Genomic DNA, 18,527 nt, shown 5'->3' with positions numbered 1-18,527 from the left:
TCGGGCCGGTCGATCACGTCGGCGCGATCGGTTCCTCGTCCTCGTAGATCTCCTCGAGCAGATGCTCGAACCGATCGAGAATCACTCGTCGTTTCTTCTTCATCGTGGGGGTGAGCATCCCGTTTTCCTCGGTGAACTCGCGTGGCAGGAGTCGAAACTCCTCGATCCGTTCGTGGGGCTCGAATCCCCGGTTGATGCGGTCGACCTCTTCGGCGACGTACTCGCGGACGCGCTCGTCCGCACAGCGAGCGTCGGGATCGTCGGGGAGCTCGATGCCGTCCGCTGTGGCTCGCTCTTTGAGGTACTCGAGGTTCGGCACGAGCAACGCGGCGACGAACTGCTTGCCGTCGCCGACGACCAGACACTGTTCGACGACCTCGCTTGCGGCGAAGGCGTCCTCGATCGGGCCCGGGGCGACGTTTTTGCCCGTCGAGAGCACGAGGATCCGTTTGACGCGCTCGCGGAACTCGACGTAGCCGTCGGGTCGCAGGTGGACGACGTCGCCGGTACGAAACCACCCGTCTTCGGTAAACGCCCGGTCGGTCGCCTGCGGGCGGTTCCAGTAGCCGTCGGCGACGTTCGGTCCCCTGACGAGCAACTCGCCGACCTCGCCGGGGTCGTCGACGCCGGACTGGTCGAGGACCGACTCCTCGACTGCGAGTTCGACGTCAACGACCGGCGGACCGATCGTGCCGATCTTCGGCTCTTCGGGCGGATTCACCGTCACGACGGGGGCCGTCTCTGTGAGTCCGTACCCCTCGTAGATCGGCAGCCCCATCCCGTGATAGAGCGTACACAGCTCCGTCGAGAGGCTGCCGCCACCGCTTATCAACAGCTCGAGGTTGCCGCCCAGCGCCTCGCGGACGGACGAGAACACCAGTCGGTCGGCGACGGCGTGTTTCGCTCGTAGCGTCGGCCCGGGCGAGTCGGCTCGCTGATACGCTCGGGCGACGTCGGTCGCCCACTCGAAGATGCGTCGTTTCGCGTCCGATTCGGCCGCCTGCTCGCGAATCGCGTCGTAGATCGTCTCGTAGACGCGGGGGACGCTCGTGGCCGCGGTCGGTGCCACCGCCCCGAAGTCCGCCCGGAGCGTGTCCGGATGCTCGGCGTAGGCGATGCAGGCACCGCTTGCGAACATGAAGAAGTGACCCGCGGTCCGTTCGAAGACGTGAGCGAGCGGCAGGTACGACACCGTCTGCGTCTCGGCGTCGACGACGGGTACGTCGTCGCCTCTGTCGGGTCGGGGGCCGTACCGCGTGCGGATCTGGGCGACGTTCGCCAGGAAGTTCCGGTGTGTCAGCCGGACGCCTTTCGGCTCGCCGGTCGTGCCGCTCGTGTAGATCAGACTCGCCAGGCGCTCGGGATCGGATGTCTCGAGCCAGGACTCGTACGTCTCGCGGTCGAACGCCGCCGTGCCGCGTTCGTAGACGTCCGCGAGCGTGTAGACATCCTCGTGATCGACGGCGTCTCCGTCCATGACGACACGGAACTCGAGGTCGTCCTCGACCGCACGGACGCGCTCGAGCAGCTCCTCGTTCTCGGCGACGACTGCGGTCACGCCGGCGTCGGCGAGCAGGGTCCGGAGCCGTTCGGGCGAGGAACTCGAGTAGACGGTCGTGACGACGCCGCCCGCGGCGAGAACGGCGAAGTCCGTCTGGGCCCACTCCATGCGCGTGTTCGCGAAGATCGCCACGCGATCGCCCGACTCGAGTCCCAGTTCCCACAGCCCGGCCGCGAGCGCGCGGACGATCTCGCCCATCTCGGCGTAAGAGATCGCGACGAACTCGCCCGCCGGCGCTGGCGGGAGCGCGACGTCGGCCAGCGAGCGGTCGTACACCCCGCCCTTGTACCGCTGTGCCGGTCGGTTCGCGTTGCGTTCGACGGTCGCTTCGAACAGCCGGCCAAGCGTCGTCTCCCCGGCGGTGGCGTCGGCGTGCTCGCGTTCGGCGTCCCGCCAGTCCATACGTCGTGTCAGGACGTCAGACAGGATAAGCGTGCGGGAACTGTTCACACACTGCGGGCGGTTTATTCGGCCAGGACGCCACCGGCGTCGTCAGCGTCGATCCGGCGTTCGCCACGGAGACGATTGGAGACACACGCCGGATTCCTGGCGAACACAAGAGTCTTTTCGACATGTTTCATAGCCTTCGTATGGGGAACTCGAGCGGTCGAAACCGGAAATTGGCCCTGGTGTCGGCCATCGTCGTCGGCGGCGCGACGGTCCTGTTCGTCGTCGGTGCGACCGTTCTGGCTTCGGCTACCGCCACCCCGGCCGAGACGGAGCCGTTCGCGACGTCCACGTTCGTCGTCGGCGTGGTGGTGAGTACGACGGGAGCACTCGGCGTCGCCATCGCGCTCCCCGCGACGATACTGTTCTGGCGTCGCCACGAGACGACAGAGCGAGTTCACTCCTCGCGCCAGTCCAGGTAGCCGAGCACGCCGCGGGCGTTCATCATCCGCTCCTCGCGGGCCTTGCGCTCGCTCCAGACGTCTTCCATCTTCGGGTTGTCGCCGAAGTACTCGATCACCGCCTCGTCGTCGTCCAGTTCCGCGCGTTTTTCCTCGACGGTCTCGACCCACTCGGTGAGCACGTCCTTGTACTCCTCGAGGGCCGCCTCGGCGTCGTCGCCGACCTCTCGCGGACCGAAGTGCGTGTAAAGAAGCACGTCGGGATCCAGATCGATGAGCATGTCGACGTCCTCGAGACACCTCTCGAAGTTGAACTGCGAGGGCGGAGAGGTCTCCATGATCTCCTCGCGGTCGGCGGCCCAGAGGCCGGCCGCGTCGGCGGTGAAGACCGCGTCGTTTGCGGGGTCTTCGAAGACGGCGTGGTGGGGTGCGTGGCCGGGTGCCGCGTGAACCCGGAGTTCGTGATCACCGAGGTCGATGACGTCGCCGTCCTCGAGGCCGACGAGTCGCTCCTCCGGGACGGGTTCTGGCTCCGCGTAGAACTCCCACTGATCGCCGACTGCCGTCTTCGTTCCCTCGACCAGTCGGTCGGGGTCGACGAGGTGGTGTGCGCCGACCTCGGGGACGTAGACCTCGGCGTTCGGACAGGCCTCGGCCAGAAAGCCGGCACCGCCAGCGTGGTCGAGGTGGATGTGCGAGACGGCGATGACCTCGAGTTTCTCGCGGTCGATGCCGGCCGCCTCGAGCGCCTCGAGGATGTGCTCGGCGTTGGCACCGATCCCGCTCTCGACGACGGCGGGGCGGTCGGCGTCGAGTACGTACGCCGCGCCGTAGTTGCTCGTCTCGAACATGCCGGTGTCGACCACGTAGAGGTCCGAACAGTCACCGGCCGTGACCTCGCGAACGTCGCCAATTCCCATACCGGTAGACGGTGACCCCCTCACATAAACGCTGGCGTCCGTGCAAGTCATTGCCCGCCGAGACCGTTTCGCAACCCTCATTGTCACCCGCCGAAAACCGACGCCGCACGCTCCGGGCGATGGGGCCCGCCCGACCCAACCGCCGACGACGGGTCAGACTGTCAGTACACCCACTGCGTTCGGCTGACGGTCCCTGTCCACTGTCAGCCATGTCACGCGATCACCCACTCGTCCGACTCGAGACGCTCGCACTGATCGCCGTCGGCGCGTTCGCCGGCGCGAACCTCCGGTACGCCGCCCTCGGAGAGCTTCCGGACGTCCAGGCGATCCTGCTCGTCAACGTCCTCGGTAGCGCCATACTCGGCTTTCTTGCCTACGAGGCCCAGTACGCCGGCTTGCTCGATCGCCGGGCGAATCTGGTCTTTACGACCGGCTTTCTCTCCTCGCTGACGACCTACAGCACGTTCGCCGCCCAGGTGGCACTCGCCGGCGGCCCACTCGAGACGGTCGCCGTCGTCGCCGGCAACTACGGACTGGGGATCGCGGGCGTGCTGGTCGGGCGGGAACTCGCCCGCCGGATATCCGGCGGTGATCGGCCGTGATCGACGCCACACTGTTCGCGATGGGGCTCGCACTCGAGCCGGAGCCAACTCACCTCGTCGGTGCCGGCGCTGCGTTCGGGGCGCTCGCTCGTCACTGGGTCTACCTGTACGTGAGCTGGGAGGACGTCCCGGCGGCGACGTTTACGGTCAACGTCCTCGGCAGCTTCCTGTTCGGAGCCCTGTTGTTCGCCGGCGTCGACGACGCGACGCTGCGACTCGCCGGGATCGGTTTCTGTGGCTCGTTCACCACGTTCTCGTCGTTCTCCGTCGAGACGGTCCAGATCTGGGAACGCGGCGACCGAAAACTCGCCGTCGCCGTCGCCGCAGCGAACCTGCTCGTCGCCGTCGCGGCGATCGGGCTCGCGTGGGTCGTGATCGCTGTCGCGGTCTGATCACGCGGTGTCTTCCGTACGGACGACCGTCACCGGCACGCCGGCCCGGCGAACGACCGTCTCCGCGACGCTGCCAAGCAGGTACCGGGCCGGTCCCTCGCGGCCGTGACTCCCCATGATGATCTGATCGAGATCTTCCGCGTCGGCGTACTCGACGATCGTCCGCGCGACCGAGCCGACTTCGAGGCTCGTCTCCGCGTCGACGTCGTCGGGGACGTCCTCGAGTGTGGCCTCGAGGACGGCTTCGGCTTTCTCGCGTTCGTTATCGTACTCGTGTTCGCGGCCGTATCCGGTGCGGTGGCGACTGTACTCGCTCATCGGATCGACGGCGTAGAGGATCGTCAGGCGAGCGTCGGGGAAGTGTTCGCACGCGAACGCGAGCGCGTCGCGAGCGGGCTGGGAGCCGTCGACGGGGACGAGGACGTGGTGACTCATGCGAGAGCGTTCGATGGGCAGGAAGAAAAACGGCCGGGGCAGTTTACAGCAACTCAGCCAGCAGGACGGCCGCGAGGCCGAAGTAGATCAGCAACGCGGTCACGTCCTTGACGGTGGTGATCAGCGGGTCCGAGGCCGCGGCCGGGTCGAAGCCGAGTTTGTTCATGAGCCACGGGATGACGTAGCCGACGACGCTCGCGACGACACAGACCGCGACGAGGCCGACGAAGACGACCGTCGCCAGCTCGACGGCGTACGGTTCGTCCATCTGCCAGACGTAGGCCGCACCCGCACCGATGCCGCCGATGATGAGCCCGATCAGCAGGCCGATCACCCCCTCGCGGGCGAAGTGTTTCATCGCGTTCCGGTCGTCGATGTGACCGAGCGCCAGCCCGCGGACGAAGATCGTCGACGCCTGGGTGCCGACGTTGCCACCCATGTCCATGATGACGGGCACGAAAAAGGCGAGTGCAACGACGGCCTCGAGGGTGTCCTCGTAGGCCTCGATGACGCCGCCGGCGAGCAAGCCACCGGCCAGCGCGACGATCAGCCACGGCAGCCGGAGCCGGAGGATCCGCGTGATCGAGGACTCGAGGATCAGCGAACTCCGGGTCTCCTCGACGTCGGCGAAGGAAAAGCCCGCGCTCTTCAAGATGTCCTCGGTCGCTTCCTCCTCGACGACCTCGATCATGTCGTCGGTTCGGAGCACGCCGACGAGGACGCCCTCGTCGTCGACGACCGGCATCGCGGGGAAGTCCCGTTCGACGATCTCGTCGACGGCGAACTCTGGGTCGGCGTCGGCGTCGATCGTGTACAGGTCCGTCTCCATGTGATCTTCAACGACGTCGTCCTCCGGAACGTTGAGCAGTTCCCGAAGGGACATGACGCCGACTAACCGACCGTAGTTGTCCGTGACGTAGAGGTAGTAGACGGTGGTTTCGTCGGAGACCGGGTCGAACTTCCGGAACTCCTCGATCGCCATCTCGACGAACGTGTCCTGGGTGACGGCGACGTATTCGTCGTCGGCGATCTCGGCGACGCGGTCTGCGTGGAACTCGAGGTCGCGATCACCGGCCTCCATACACCTCACCTCGCGTGTGTGAGTCGATTACGCCGGCGAACTCGCCCTCGAGCAGGTCCAGAATCAGTTCCTCGAGCGTCGGTCCGTGTTCGTGATCGCCGTCGTCGGTCGCCGTACCGGTACCGTTTCGACTGCTGTGGTTGGTATCTAACATACAGTGGCTCGTTATTAGAAGGGGCTAAAATCAGTTTTCCTCTAGTACTACTGTCAGTATTACTTCACATGGGTGTCGATCACAGACGGACGGCTTGCCGTCGGAGCAGTCGAACGCCGTGACGGCGACGGCACGACGAATCGGCTCGAGGCACAGTCGGGCGTCAGTCACACGTTCACGCTACCTTTAACAAGGAATTGGTCGACTACCCAATATGAGCGTCAGAGGTGAGTTCTGGTCGATCTATCGCGAGGCGCTTCCGATCCTCTTGATCGCACTCGCCGGCGGGCTCTTCGCCGGGATCGTTCTCGAGGGGATGGTCGAAGAACTCGAGCGATTCACCGGGCTGTTCGTGATGATCCCCGTCTTTCTCGCCACGCGTGGAAACGTCTACGGCGCGCTGGGTGGGCGCATCGCGAGTGGGCTCCATCAGGGGTTGATCCCGCCGCGGTTCGAGCGCAACGACCGGCTCGTGAATGCGGTGATCGCCTCGTTCGTCAACGGGATCGGCATCTCGATCGTGATCGGCGTGATCACCTGGCTCGCACTGCTCGTGTTAGGCTGGGAGGATCCTGCGGCGCTTTATGAACTCGTCGGCATCATGCTGATCGCCGGCCTGTTGACCTCGGTCGTGATGATCGTCGGGCTGCTCGCGTTGATTTTCGCTGGCTTCAGGTACGGCTACGATCCCGACAACCTCGTCGGTCCGATCGTGACGACGCTCGGTGACATCTTCGGCATGCTGTTCATGTTGTTCGCGGTCACGCTCGTGGGGGTGCTCGTCTGATGGTCGTCCCCCAGGGCTCGCTCGGGACGTGGGACTGGCGATCGATCGTCGGCAACATGTTTCCGCTGCTAATCGTGCTCTCGATCATCGTCCTCTGGGCTGGTATCACTTTAGAGGGTGCAGAGGAGATGCTCGAACGGTACGGTCTTCTGGCGGTGATGGTGCCGACGATGGTCGACATGGGCGGCAACCTCGGTGCGATCTTGAGTTCGCGACTGTCGACCCGGTTTCACCTGGGAACGACGACGATCGACCCGAAAGACCGGGTGCTGTGGGCGAACGTCGGCGCAATCCTGGCACTCGCCGTGACGGTCTTTACCGCGCTCGCAATCGGCGCGTATCTGGTCGGCACCGTCATCGGCTCGCCGCTCGGACTCGGTACCTTACTGCTCATCTCGCTCGTCAGCGGCATGTCGGTGGCCGTGATCGCGATCGTCTTCAGCTTCGCCGCGACCTACGCCTCCTACCGGCTGGGGATCGACCCGGACGACACGACGATCCCGATCGTCACCAACGTCGTCGACGTCTTCGGGATGGTCATCTTCATCGGCGTCTCGGCGCTAGTCCTCGGGTTCTGACCGGACAGGGTTTTTCCCCGTTCGTAACGACCTGTTTTCCTATCAACGAGACGAAAACGTGGTCGTCCAGCCGTCTGACGCACGTCTGACGCCGTTTCAGATTCTGAACGTCTGACCAGGGTTCAAGTGCCGCGGTGTTGCCGTCGGTTCTGTGCCAGAAAGTGACCCATCCCGTCGAAGCGATCGACAATCACCCGACGGCCTCGAGGACGCGGGCGGAGACAACCCATGAGCGGACGTCTCGAACCGATCCCGGTTCGATTCCGAGCGCACGTCCGGACGATCGTTCCGTTCCTGCTCGCACTCGGCGTCGTCGTCGTCGGGACGCTCGGTTATCTCGAGCTCGTCGGCATCCTGCTCGAGGCGCTCGAGTGACCGCTTCGTCGGCTTCGAACGCGGGCCGTCGAAACGGAAACGAGACACTAACTATCACCCGATCGGTCGGAACGACGATCATGCTCCCGCCAGTCGCGAACCGTTTCGTCGCCGGCGAGACGGCGTCCGAGGCGATCGACCACGCCCGGCGGCAGACGGTCCACGGCATCAAGCCGATGTTCAATCTGCTCGGCTCACACCACGACGATTTGGCGACCGCCGAGGCCGACACTGCGGAGTATCGCCAGCTGATCGCAGACGTCGCCGCCGCCGATCTCGGATGCGAGACGGCGATCTCGCTCAAACCGACCCAGCTCGGGCTCGAGTGCAGTCCCGTCCGGTTTCGCGACCTGCTCGCTTGCGTTCTCGAGACGGCCGTCGAGCACGACGTCTTCGTCTGGCTCGACATGGAAGCACACACGACGGTCGACGCCACGCTCGACGCCTACGAACGCTTCGCACGCGTCTCCGACGGCCGGATCGGCGTCTGTCTGCAGGCTGACCTCGAGCGCACGGCCGACGACCTCGAGCGTCTCGCGTCCGTCCCGGGAAAGCTACGTCTCGTCAAAGGCGGTGCCTACGAGCGCCCGCCCGGGGTCGCCTACACGGACGCAGATCGCATCGACCGAGCCTACCGCGAACTCCTCGAGCGAGCGTTCGAGAGCGTCGAGGGGACGGTCGCCGTCGCCACCCACGATCCCGCGATGATCGAGTACGCGATCGACCGCGCCGGAGACGCCGAGGCCGACCTCGAGTTCCAGCTGCTGATGGGCGTTCGTCCGCAGACCCAGCGTGAGCTCGCGACCGAGTACGACGTCTGGCAGTTTCTGCCGTACGGCACCCGCTGGAAGCGGTGGGCGCTCAACCGGGTGAAACGAAACGCGGGGTTCGCCGCACGCGCAGTCGCCGGGAACGTCCTGTCGTTCACCGGGACGAGCGGGACCGACGCGGCTCGAACCGGTGTGGTCGCGACCGACGGAGCGGGCAGCGACTCCGGCTCAGGACTCGAGTCGTCGCGAGAGTGATCGGCCGACGTTCAACACCGACAGCGCCGGTGCCGGCCGTCCCCGTTCGTAGACGACGAGCGGGATCGTCTCCGCACCGAAGTACTCCTTGAACCGGAAGACGCCGTTTCGAAAATCCGGCGGCGAGCCCCGGAGTTCGTACGTTTCGTATCCCTCGTCGATTCCCCACTTGATCGCGTGTTCGTGCAGGAGTTCCGGCGCGTGGTACTCGAAGTGGTCTTCCGTGACACCGGTAAACAGGTGCTGGAGCGTCGACTGTTCTTCGTCGAGCAGGTACAGGTACTGACCGCGGGCCTCGCCGTCGACGCGTAGCGTAAAGAGCGCCAGTCGGTCCTCGAGGCGGGGCAGTTCGCGAAAGAACGAGCGAGGAAGCGTCGGCAACCCGACGCGTTCGGCCACCGTCTCGTACTCCTCGTAAAACGAGAGACAGGCCGCCTCGGTGAGTCGCTCCTCGACGACCTCGAAGTCGGAGTCGTGGCCACGTCTGATCCCCCGCCGTCGTTCGCTGTCCATCTCGGCGAACAGCGCGTCCCACCCCCGGGTGAGATCCAGCGTGAACCGACACGAGAGGATCGTCGGCCGATAGCCCTTCGACTCGAGGAGGTGGTGGTACCGGACGTAGTTCTGGTCGTAGGTCCGGAGTTCGTTGTAGAGGACGGTTCCCCGACAGCTCTCGCCGACGGCATCGAGCAACAACTCGAGGGTCTCTTCCTCGTTGGTCATCGTGATCGGCCCGCCGTAGCCGGGTCGGATCGAACTCAGCCGCTTGATCCGGCCGAGGTCGGTGACGAAGTTCGGAAAGAGCGCGACCGGATTCCCCTTCTTCGAGACCAACAGGTGACTCGGCTCGTGGTCGGTCCCCTCCTCGACGGCCCGGAGCCACTCGTAGCGGTGGTACACGCAGCCGAGGTCGGCCTGTTCGACGACGTTGTTCCATTGATTTCGGTTCGCGTGAGAGACGGTGTCGAGACGCGTGACCTCGAGTGCCATCGTTGTCGGCGCTTGCAGAGCGCGACCCATAATTACGCTCACATTACCGAACGGTTGGCGATCCGTACGGGAACCCGTACGGGCTCTAGGCGTGTCTACGGACCGCTGTACGTCATTGCCGCGAAACCACGACCCGTCTTGTGGTTTCACCAGTAAATCGTTACAGCGGACCGTATCGAGCACGCATGTACGTCGAGAGCGCGTAGGCCATCCAGGCCTGACACCACCGCATCAGGGTAAATCGCTTCGTATAGAACCGGCGCTGTTGATAGTAGAACTGGCCGTCCCCCGCGTACAACGCGTCGGTCGTCCACTCGACGATCCGGCGGGCGAACTCGAGGTCACCAGCTTCGGTGAACGTGATGATCCCCTGTGCGGCCGCGTGAACGTCCCGCGGGTACGCGCTCGACTCGTCCCAGTTCGGTGCGCCGTCCTCCTCGAATAGCTCCGACCGGTAGAACGACAGCGCTCGCTCGAGGGTCGTCTCGTAGCGCTTCGAGTCGGTCAGCTCCCGGTGGCGAAGCAGCGACTCGACGATGAACCCGTTGTGGAAGTTGTCCATCGAGAGGTGCGACGCCGTCGGCGGATCGGTGTACATCCACCCGCCGGTCGCCGTCTGTTTCGCGGCCACGTAATCCAGGATTTTCTCGCCAGCCTCGCGCCACTGCGGTTCGTCGAAGTACGCGGCGAGTTCGAGCAAGAGCCGCGCGCCGAGGGCGTTCGCGTTGAGCGTATACGGCGGAGAGCCGTCGTTCGACGAGCCGTTCGCGGCGGTGTAGGCGATGCAGGCACCGGTCTCGCGGTCGGTGTATGCGAGCTCCTCGAAGACGAACTCGGTCGCCGTCCGGGCGAGATCGGCGTACTCGGGTGCCTCGAGCACGTCGGCGGCCTGCAACAGCGCCTGGACCGCGTACGACGTCGAGACGATTCCGGACACCTCACCCGGGGTCGACGCCCCGTCGCTCGAGAGGTCCTGCAAGGGATGTCTGTGCCCGCCGCCACAGAAGCCGTCACACCAGTCGTTGTCCGCCTCGCGAAGCCACTCGACGAGCTCGCGGGCCTCTCGAGCGTACCGTTGCTCGCCGGAGAGGGCGTAGACGTCGAGATTCGCCATCGCGAACAGCGCCGCCCCTTTGTAGTTGCGCTTCGTCTCGACCCGAAAGTACGGCCGCAGGTTGATCGGCGCACGCTTGATACTCTCCTGGACGACGAGGTTCAAGAGCTTGCTCTCGAACGGCAGTCGCTTGATGTACGCGCTGCTCAACCCGTCCGCGTAATCCCAGCCGACGTATTCGCGTTCTCTCGCGTACGCGAGCGTCGCCTGGCAGCGCCGGAAGACCGGATCCGTGTCGACCTCGTGCGGTTCGTCTGCGTCGTTCGTCGGCGGTGCGTATTCGTTCGTCGCTCGTATCGATGACATCTGATTGGTTCGTAACCGTCTCGTCGTTCGTCGCTGATCGGTTCGCCTCGCATTCCGGGCCAGTCAAGCGACTATTCCGTCGGCGCGGAGTCGTCGACCGGCGGCAATCTCTCCGTCTCGGCTGCCCGTCTCGTCGCCTTCCGATCCGATTCGTCTGCGGCCAGTTCGACGGCCGCGTTCGATCGGCCGCGATCCACAGAGTGGGGAGACCGGTCGTCCAGAAATCGCTCGAGCAGCGACGGCGGCGGCGTCAGCCACGCGCCGAGGTCGCGCCGATCGACGTCCCAGACAGCCCCCGGAGCGGCGAGCGTCGACAGCGACTCGAGGATGCGCTCGTCCGCCCAGTTCGTCGCCGCGAACTGCAGCTCCCGCAGCGGAAACACCATCTCGCCCGACGGTGCCGGCGATCCGACCGGCAGGTCGACGTCCAGCTCGAGCTGGGTTGCGACGATTGTCGACGCGAAACGGTAGCCGAACCGACTGGCGAGCGCGTAGGAGGCCCAGAACTTCGGGTTGATCTCCATCAGGACGGCGGTCCCGTCGGGCCGGCGTTTGAACTCGACGAGTGCAACGCCGTGCCAGCCGAGCTCACGCAGTAATCGTCGAGCATGTGACTCGAGTTCCGTTCCGGGACTGATCCTGAGGTGTGTCCCGCTTCCTCCGTGACGCGGGACCGAACGGAGCTCCTCGTGGGTGATCGCGAGCTCGACGTCGGTGTCGAAACAACACAGTCCGCAGCCGTACGTCGAGTCGGTGCCGTCGACGTACTCCTGAACCAGTACGTCGTCGTTTGGCGCGCCGGCCGCGATTCGGTCGTACGTCTCCCAGAACGCCGCCGGCTCCGTGACGGGTGCAGTCGTTACACCACCGTTCTCCCATCGCGCCTTCAGGAAGATCGGAAACGGGAGCGTCCCGTCCGGCTCCGGACGGCCGTCGGCCTCGAGGTCAGCCACGACGTCCGAGTAGTCGGCCGGCGTCTCGAGACCGATCTCCCGGCCGCGACGTAGCGTCGCCGCCTTGTCCGCTGCGACGCGAAACGCGTCGGTCGAGGGGACACAGAGCGCGACCGACCCGGGAATCGAAGCCCGAATCGTCTGGACGGCCGCCATCGAGTCGTAGCCGACCGGCAACACGATGTCCGGTCGATCGCGCTCGATCAACTCGAGCAACGCGTCCGCGTAGGAGGGCGAGTCAGGGGGCGGAAGGATCCGGCCGTCGTCACAGTACGTCGACCGGAGCAGCCTGCTGTGACGAGTCGTTCCGACGCCGACGACCGTCGCATCGAGATCTTCGACGAGTTCGTCCGCGATCACCAGCGTGTTGTCGTAATCCCCGTCGAGCAGGAGTACCCTCGGTGAGGCGGAACGCATGCCCGGACGGGCATCCTCCAGTAGCAAAAGTAACTGGTTGGTATTCGAACGGAACCGCCAGCCGGTGTGTGTCCCGTTCTCGGCGTGATCGCGGTTCGATCTCGACGCGACGAGCGCGACCCGTAACCCGTCCCTTACGGCGACTCACGCGGGACTGGGCGGGGACATCGTCGAGCATCGAAAGCCGGAACACCGATCGTAGCGGACGCCTATCGCTTCGTTCTCCGAGCGCCGTCCTCGCTCGAGCGCGCCTCGTCGTTCGATCATCGGCCGCGACGCGGCCGTCTCTTCCGGATTTTCCGACACGGTTTTGACCGGGCACAAAGAAGCCACGGGCAATGATCGACCGGACGGACCTGCGCGAGCGTCCCGAGGAAGTACGCGACGCTCTCGAAAACCGAGGAGCCGACGTCGACCTCGAGACGATCCTCGAACGCGACGAGCGATGGCGCGAGCTGAAAGCCCGCGGCGACGACTTGCGTCACGAGCGCAACGAGGTCAGCGAACGCATCGGCCAGCTCAAACAGGACGGCGAGGACGAGCGAGCCCAGGAGGCTATCGAGCGCTCCCAGTCGCTAAAAGCCGAAATCGAGGAGGTCGAAAGCGAAGCGAAGCGTCTCGAGGCCGACCTCGAGGAGGCGATGCTCGAGATCCCCCAGATTCCCGACGACAGCGTCCCCGTCGGCGAGGACGAAGCCGACAACGTCGAACACCGACGACACGGCTTCGAGGACCGCCGTGAGTTACCCGAAACGGTCGTTCCCCACTACGATCTCGGCGAGGAACTCGACATCATCGACGAAGCCCGCGGCGCGAAGACGACCGGGGCGGGATTTTACTTCCTGAAGGGCGACGGCGCGCGCTTAGAGCACGCGCTGATCCAGTTCATGATGGACGTCCACCGCGAGCAGGGCTACGTCGATCTCTTCCCGCCGGTTCCCGTCTCGAGCGAGTCGATGCGCGGAACGGGCCAGCTCCCGAAGTTCGCCGACGACGCCTACCGGCTGGGCGGGAGCAACGCAGAGCCCTACGAGGACGAGGATCTCTGGCTCTGTCCGACCGCGGAGGTGCCGGTCACCAACATGTACGCCGAGGATATCCTCCTCTCCGATGATCTTCCGTTGAAACACCAGGCCTACACCCCCAACTTCCGGCGCGAAGCCGGCGAACACGGCACCGAAACCCGTGGCATCGTCCGGGTCCACCAGTTCAACAAGGTCGAACTCGTCAACTTCGTCGAGCCCGAGAGCAGTTACGACCGTCTCGAGACCCTCCTCGACGAGGCAGAAGAAGTACTGCGACGACTCGAACTTCCCTACCGCATTCTCGAACTCTGTACCGGCGACCTCACCTTCGCCTCGGCGAAGACCTACGACATCGAGGTCTGGGCACCCGCCGACGACATGCCCGACGGCCCCGAGGAAGGCGGCCGCTGGCTCGAGGTCTCCTCGGCGTCGAACTTCGAGGACTTCCAGGCCCGTCGTGCGGGGCTTCGCTACCGTCCGGAGCGACACGAATCCGCGGAGTATCTCCACACCCTGAACGCCTCCGGGCTCGCGCTCCCGCGGGTGATGGTGGCGATCCTCGAGTACTACCAGAACGACGACGGCACCGTCACGGTTCCCGAGGCCCTGCGACCGTACATGGATGGCCAGGAACTGATCGAGGGCCACGAGAAAGTCGGCGAGGCTGCCGTCGGCGCGGGCGAACGCGAGTAGCAGTCGCTCACCGCTTCGCTCCGGTGTGGTCGTCGGACGACTCACGGGAGTCGTCGTGACGAGCCCAGGCCGGCAGTCGGCTCCGGAGCCGGTCGATCCGTCCCCCGGCCACGGCTGGAATCAGCATCGTCACACTCGCAGCGAGTGCGTAGCCGGTGATCTCGACGATCCAGTACAGTCCCCAGACGAACCGCGGTTGCCAGAGAAACGTCACCGCGTGGATCGCGACCACGAGCGGGACGAAGAGATAGCCCAATACGAGAAGCGACCCGCCGTGTGGGTACCACGACCGCCGGCTGACGTACCCCCACGAAAGCGTCGCCCCGACCGCGGCTCCGATCGTCATCGTCGTGTACTCGCTCGAGCCGAGGGCGAACGCGACGACGGCGAGCAGCCCGGAGAACGCGAAGATGGGTTCGGGCGTGGGATTCGTCGATCTGGCGACGAGTGCAACCACGAGGAGTCCGAGCACGACGCCGGCGACGACGTCTCCGGGGTAGTGGACACCGATGACGATCCGCGAGAGTGCGACCAGCAGGACGATCGTTCCGGCGATCGCGTACCGTTTCAGGCGAGTGCCGACTCTGGTCAGCGTCGCGAGCGCGCCGTAGACCGCTGCCGAGCCCAGCGCGTGGGCGCTCGGAAAGCTGTAACCGGGATATCCGGCCGGGGCAAACGCAAGCTCCGGTCTCGCGTGCGCGACGATACCCTTGAGTCCGGCGCTGATCGCGAGCGCGGCGATCCCGATCGCGATGACGAGCGCCCACGTCTCCCGTCGCGACGGCGGCCCGAACCAGTACAGCGCCACGGCGACGACCACGAGCGTCGCACCGTCGCCGAGGTGGGTGACGAGTTCGAAGAAGGCGATCGCCGGGTCGGGGAGGCCAGCGCGGATCGCCTCGTTTACCGACTCGTCGAACAGCGCGTTCTCGAGGGCCGGGCCGGCCATGCTACCCTAGGGCACGTTTGACACCTAAAACGTTACTGGATCCGGTGATCGCTGGGACGAGACGAGACGAAACGAGAGCGGCCGAAACCGAACCGACCGACAGGAGGGCAAAAGCTATCGGTTCCCTTACCTCACGTTGATCCATGACCGATCATCGTACGCCGGCCGAGACGGCCGTTCGCCAGTGTCTGAACCTCGCCGCCGAGGAATCCTGTCTCGTCGTCACGGACGACGAGCGCGCGCCGATCGCCGAGGCGCTGTACGAGGTGGCCGGCGAGATCACAGACGACGCCGTCGTCACCCGTTATCCGCCCGGCGAAACTCACGGTGGCGAGCCGCCAGAGCCCGTCGCAGCCGCGATGGCGGGGGCGGACGTCGTGCTCGCGCCGACGACGAAGAGCCTGAGCCACACCAGAGCCCGCACGGAAGCGAACGAGGCAGGTGCCCGCGTGGCGACGCTGCCCGGCATCACCGACGAGGTGTTCGTAGCCGGCCTCGAGGCCGACTACGAGGCGATCGCGGACCACTGCGAGACAGTCCACGAACAGGTCACCGGGGCCGACGAGATCCGGGTCACGACCGACCGCGGCACCGACGTCACCTTCACGGTTGGCGACCGGGAGTTCCTCGAGGACACCGGCATCGTCCACGAACCGGGCGACATGTCGAACCTGCCCGCCGGCGAGGTGTTCGTCAGCCCCTCGAGTGCCGATGGGACGGTCGTCGTCGACGGCACTATGCGACCGCACGGATTGCTCGAGGACGACCAGGCGATCACCCTCGAGTTCGAGGACGGACTCGTAACCGAGATTTCGGACCCGGAGATCCGCGAGACGGTCGAGGGCGCGGCCGAGGAGGTCGGCGACGCGGCCTACAACGTCGCGGAACTGGGCATCGGGACGAACGTCGGTGTGACAGACCTCGTCGGCAGCGTCTTGCTCGATGAGAAAGCCGCCGGAACGATCCACGTCGCGATCGGCGACGACGCAGGAATCGGCGGCGACACCGAGGCACCGATCCACCTCGATGGCATCGTCTGCGAGCCGACGGTCGAGGCCGACGGCGAAGAGGTTACCTTGCCACGCGCGGAGTGAGCGTCGAGGCTCCGTTCGACAGTCGGCCCGAAGTGACCCGAAGGTATTCCAACGTCGCTTCCCTAGGACAGGCGATGACTGACTCCGATGGGGACGACGCGTCACTCGCGACGCGTGTCGAGCGCTGGCTCTCACGAGAGATGCCGATTATCCAGATGCACGGCGGGACGAGTGCCGTCCGCGAGGCCGACCCAGAGACCGGCGAGGTGATCGTCGAACTCGGCGGCGGCTGTAGCGGCTGTTCGGTGGCGGACGTCACGACGGGAAACATCGAAGCGGCGTTGCTCGAGTGGCCCGAGATCGAGGCGGTGACGGTGCGGGTTCCGGACCCCCGGGAGGAACTCGGCGGCCCCGACCAGGCCGAATCGGTCATGGGCATCGACCGAACCGAGGGGGGACGTGGCGACTGGGGATCGTCCAACCCTGGATCGGATCACCTGTGAGTCGGAACCGAACGCCGGCCGGTTTTGGGAACGCCTATATGTTTTTACGCTCCAATTGCCCACTCGTACTCGTATATGACGTGTGGACGTCCGCAGCTCGGAGGTGTCCGTGATGGGTGAAGAAAGCGACGGCGACGCCGAAACGGACGGCGGTATCCGTGCGTACACCGTTCGGCTCGAACTCGTCGACGAGCCCGGAGAGCTCCTGCGGGCGCTCTCGCCGATCGCCGACAACGGTGGCAATCTCTTGAGTATCCACCACGAACGCGGCAACATCACACCGCGAGGGCACATCCCGGTCGAAGTCGACCTCGAGTGTCCGCCCGATCGGTTCGACGACGTCGTCGACGGACTGCGCGAGGCCGGCATCAACGTCATCCAGGCGGGTGCCGAACGCTACGGCGAGGAGATAAGCGTCGTCCTCGTGGGCCAGCTCGTCGAGACTGACCTCTCGGCGACGCTGACCGCGATCGAAGACGAGGCCGAGGCGGCCGTCGTCGACCTCTCGCTCGCTGCCCCCGAGGGCATCGACGAGACCTCGAGTGCGCGCCTGCGGCTGGCCGTCGACTCCGGACGTATCGAGCGGGCGCTCGATGCGGTGCGGTCGATCGCCGACGAACGAAATCTCTGTGTGGTCGAACCGCTCCCGGGAGGTGATGCCTGATGCGACTCGCCATCCTCGGTGTCGGCGCAGTCGGTCGCTCCGTCGCCGATCTCGCGAGCGAGTACGGCCACGACGTGGTTGCACTTGCCGACTCGACGACCGCCGCCGTTTCCCCGGACGGGGTCGACGTCGCGGACGCGCTGGGACGCAAAGACGCTGGCGACGCCATCGGAACAAACGATCCCGAGGACGTCTTCGAGACCGACTACGACGTGTTGATCGAGGCGACGCCGACGACGCTCGGCGACGCCGAGCCCGGCTTCTCGCACGTGAAACGTGCCCTCGAGGCCGACCGCCACGTCGTGCTCGCGAACAAGGGACCGATCGCCGAACGCTACGACGAACTGCGCGACCTCGAGGCCGCGAGTGCGGGCTCGATCCGGTTCGAGGCGACCGTCGGCGGCGCGATCCCGATCCTCTCGACGATCGAGGACTGTACGCCACAGGCGGTGACCGCCGTCCGTGGCGTCCTGAACGGGACGGCGAATTTCATCCTCACGCGGATGGCCGCCGAGGGACTGGACTACGAACACGTCCTCGCGGAGGCCCAGGACTTAGGCGTCGCGGAGGCCGACCCCACCTTCGACGTCGACGGCACCGACGCCGCCCTGAAGTTCGTCATCCTGGCGAACGTGCTGGCAGACGGTGGGTTCAGCCTCGAGGACGCCGACGTGACCGGGATCCAGAACGTTCCCGGCAGTGCCTTAGAGCTCGCGGCCGAGGACGGGCGGACGATCCGGCTCATCGGCGAGGCGACCCGCGACGGCGTGCGCGTGGGTCCGCGGCTGGTGCCCGAAAACGGCGCGCTCGCGGTAACCGGCACCCGCAACATCGTCCAGATCGAGACCAGAAACGCCGGCAGCCTCCACAACAGCGGCCGTGGTGCGGGCGGACCCGAGACCGCGACCGCAGTGTTGTCCGACGTCGGACGGCTCCCGCCGCTGTAACGCCCTCGAGCCCGCAGTCGACGGATCCGACCCGACGCCCAGAACTCACGTTCGCCTGAATGCGTGTGGACGTGACACAAACCACGGGACGGCGTCGGGGTGAGCTGAGCGTGCTTTCGAAATGGTTTTAACCGCAACGGGCAAAAGAGACCGATATAAGCGCCTCTGCGCGTG

The 18,527-nt window shown here is 65.7% G+C and carries 21 protein-coding genes; 12 read left to right on the top strand and 9 right to left on the bottom strand.

Annotation, left to right across the window (positions count from 1 at the left end; translation table 11 throughout):
- Positions 1-13: 13 nt before the first annotated feature.
- Entirely contained in the window at positions 14-1,963 is a 1,950-nt protein-coding gene (locus QQ977_RS07860; protein ID WP_285928665.1) for an AMP-dependent synthetase/ligase, read from the bottom strand.
- A gap of 188 nt (positions 1,964-2,151) precedes the next feature.
- Between QQ977_RS07860 and QQ977_RS07855 the strand changes: the two genes are divergently transcribed.
- On the top strand, positions 2,152-2,430 hold the full coding sequence (locus QQ977_RS07855; protein WP_285928663.1) for a hypothetical protein: 279 nt from the start codon (positions 2,152-2,154) through the stop codon (positions 2,428-2,430).
- Here the strand turns inward: QQ977_RS07855 and QQ977_RS07850 are convergent.
- Complete coding sequence (locus QQ977_RS07850) at positions 2,406-3,329, bottom strand: MBL fold metallo-hydrolase (protein WP_285928661.1); 924 nt, start codon at positions 3,327-3,329, stop codon at positions 2,406-2,408. The two genes, QQ977_RS07855 and QQ977_RS07850, sit on opposite strands and share 25 nt — an antisense overlap.
- Positions 3,330-3,538: 209 nt before the next feature.
- Between QQ977_RS07850 and QQ977_RS07845 the strand changes: the two genes are divergently transcribed.
- Positions 3,539-3,931, top strand: a complete 393-nt coding sequence (locus QQ977_RS07845; protein ID WP_285928660.1) for a fluoride efflux transporter FluC — start codon at positions 3,539-3,541, stop codon at positions 3,929-3,931.
- Entirely contained in the window at positions 3,928-4,323 is a 396-nt protein-coding gene (locus tag QQ977_RS07840) for a fluoride efflux transporter FluC (RefSeq protein ID WP_285928659.1), read from the top strand. The genes QQ977_RS07845 and QQ977_RS07840 overlap by 4 nt, the downstream gene beginning before the upstream one ends.
- Here QQ977_RS07840 and QQ977_RS07835 read toward each other — a convergent pair whose 3' ends face one another.
- The 3 genes from QQ977_RS07835 to QQ977_RS07825 are packed head-to-tail and all read right to left on the bottom strand — an operon-like array spanning position 4,324 to position 5,993.
- Positions 4,324-4,758, bottom strand: a complete 435-nt coding sequence (locus QQ977_RS07835; protein ID WP_285928658.1) for a universal stress protein — start codon at positions 4,756-4,758, stop codon at positions 4,324-4,326. It lies immediately after the preceding gene.
- 43 nt (positions 4,759-4,801) lie between these two features.
- Positions 4,802-5,839: a magnesium transporter gene (gene mgtE, locus QQ977_RS07830; protein ID WP_285928657.1), complete on the bottom strand. Its 1,038-nt coding sequence runs from the start codon at positions 5,837-5,839 to the stop codon at positions 4,802-4,804.
- Positions 5,826-5,993, bottom strand: coding sequence for a hypothetical protein (locus QQ977_RS07825; protein WP_285928656.1), 168 nt, complete (start codon positions 5,991-5,993; stop codon positions 5,826-5,828). Before QQ977_RS07825 ends, mgtE begins: the two co-directional genes overlap by 14 nt.
- A 214-nt stretch (positions 5,994-6,207) precedes the next feature.
- Here QQ977_RS07825 and QQ977_RS07820 point away from each other — a divergent pair, with 214 nt between their 5' ends.
- The 4 genes from QQ977_RS07820 to QQ977_RS07805 all read left to right on the top strand — a co-directional run bounded on the left by QQ977_RS07820 (position 6,208) and on the right by QQ977_RS07805 (position 8,758).
- A complete protein-coding gene (locus QQ977_RS07820) occupies positions 6,208-6,780 on the top strand; it encodes a magnesium transporter (RefSeq protein WP_285928655.1) in 573 nt (190 codons plus the stop codon).
- Complete coding sequence (locus QQ977_RS07815; protein ID WP_285928653.1) at positions 6,780-7,358, top strand: magnesium transporter; 579 nt, start codon at positions 6,780-6,782, stop codon at positions 7,356-7,358. Before QQ977_RS07820 ends, QQ977_RS07815 begins: the two co-directional genes overlap by 1 nt.
- A 228-nt stretch (positions 7,359-7,586) precedes the next feature.
- Positions 7,587-7,733, top strand: coding sequence for a hypothetical protein (locus QQ977_RS07810; RefSeq protein WP_285928652.1), 147 nt, complete (start codon positions 7,587-7,589; stop codon positions 7,731-7,733).
- Positions 7,734-7,813: 80 nt separating this feature from the next.
- Entirely contained in the window at positions 7,814-8,758 is a 945-nt protein-coding gene (locus tag QQ977_RS07805) for a proline dehydrogenase family protein (RefSeq protein WP_285928651.1), read from the top strand.
- Here QQ977_RS07805 and QQ977_RS07800 read toward each other — a convergent pair.
- The 3 genes from QQ977_RS07800 to QQ977_RS07790 form a co-directional block, all read right to left on the bottom strand.
- Entirely contained in the window at positions 8,732-9,748 is a 1,017-nt protein-coding gene (locus tag QQ977_RS07800; protein ID WP_285928650.1) for a GNAT family N-acetyltransferase, read from the bottom strand. The genes QQ977_RS07805 and QQ977_RS07800 overlap by 27 nt on opposite strands.
- Before the next feature lie 160 nt (positions 9,749-9,908).
- Positions 9,909-11,168: an antibiotic ABC transporter permease gene (locus QQ977_RS07795; protein WP_285928648.1), complete on the bottom strand. Its 1,260-nt coding sequence runs from the start codon at positions 11,166-11,168 to the stop codon at positions 9,909-9,911.
- A 71-nt stretch (positions 11,169-11,239) separates the two neighbouring features.
- Entirely contained in the window at positions 11,240-12,538 is a 1,299-nt protein-coding gene (locus tag QQ977_RS07790; RefSeq protein ID WP_285928647.1) for an ATP-dependent carboxylate-amine ligase, read from the bottom strand.
- Between the two features lie 338 nt (positions 12,539-12,876).
- On the opposite strand from QQ977_RS07790, the gene serS reads away from it, so the two are divergent.
- Entirely contained in the window at positions 12,877-14,256 is a 1,380-nt protein-coding gene (gene serS, locus QQ977_RS07785; protein ID WP_285928646.1) for a serine--tRNA ligase, read from the top strand.
- A 7-nt stretch (positions 14,257-14,263) separates the two neighbouring features.
- Here the strand turns inward: serS and QQ977_RS07780 are convergent, their stop codons facing one another.
- Complete coding sequence (locus QQ977_RS07780) at positions 14,264-15,205, bottom strand: phosphatase PAP2 family protein (RefSeq protein ID WP_285928645.1); 942 nt, start codon at positions 15,203-15,205, stop codon at positions 14,264-14,266.
- Between the two features lie 143 nt (positions 15,206-15,348).
- Between QQ977_RS07780 and QQ977_RS07775 the strand changes: the two genes are divergently transcribed.
- From QQ977_RS07775 to QQ977_RS07760, 4 genes are all read left to right on the top strand, one after another.
- Positions 15,349-16,299 carry an aminopeptidase gene (locus QQ977_RS07775; RefSeq protein WP_285928644.1) on the top strand — a complete coding sequence of 317 codons (951 nt, stop codon included), beginning with the start codon at positions 15,349-15,351 and terminating at the stop codon, positions 16,297-16,299.
- Positions 16,300-16,373: 74 nt separating this feature from the next.
- Positions 16,374-16,742, top strand: coding sequence for a NifU family protein (locus QQ977_RS07770; protein WP_285928643.1), 369 nt, complete (start codon positions 16,374-16,376; stop codon positions 16,740-16,742).
- A 112-nt stretch (positions 16,743-16,854) separates the two neighbouring features.
- Positions 16,855-17,406, top strand: a complete 552-nt coding sequence (locus QQ977_RS07765) for an amino acid-binding protein (protein ID WP_285928641.1) — start codon at positions 16,855-16,857, stop codon at positions 17,404-17,406.
- A complete protein-coding gene (locus QQ977_RS07760; protein ID WP_285928639.1) occupies positions 17,406-18,353 on the top strand; it encodes a homoserine dehydrogenase in 948 nt (315 codons plus the stop codon). The genes QQ977_RS07765 and QQ977_RS07760 overlap by 1 nt, the downstream gene beginning before the upstream one ends.
- The last annotated feature ends 174 nt before the right edge of the window (positions 18,354-18,527 follow it).

The organism is Natrialbaceae archaeon AArc-T1-2, assembly GCF_030273315.1.
Taxonomy (GTDB): Archaea; Halobacteriota; Halobacteria; order Halobacteriales; family Natrialbaceae; genus Tc-Br11-E2g1.
This window is presented reverse-complemented; position numbering and strand designations above follow the sequence as displayed.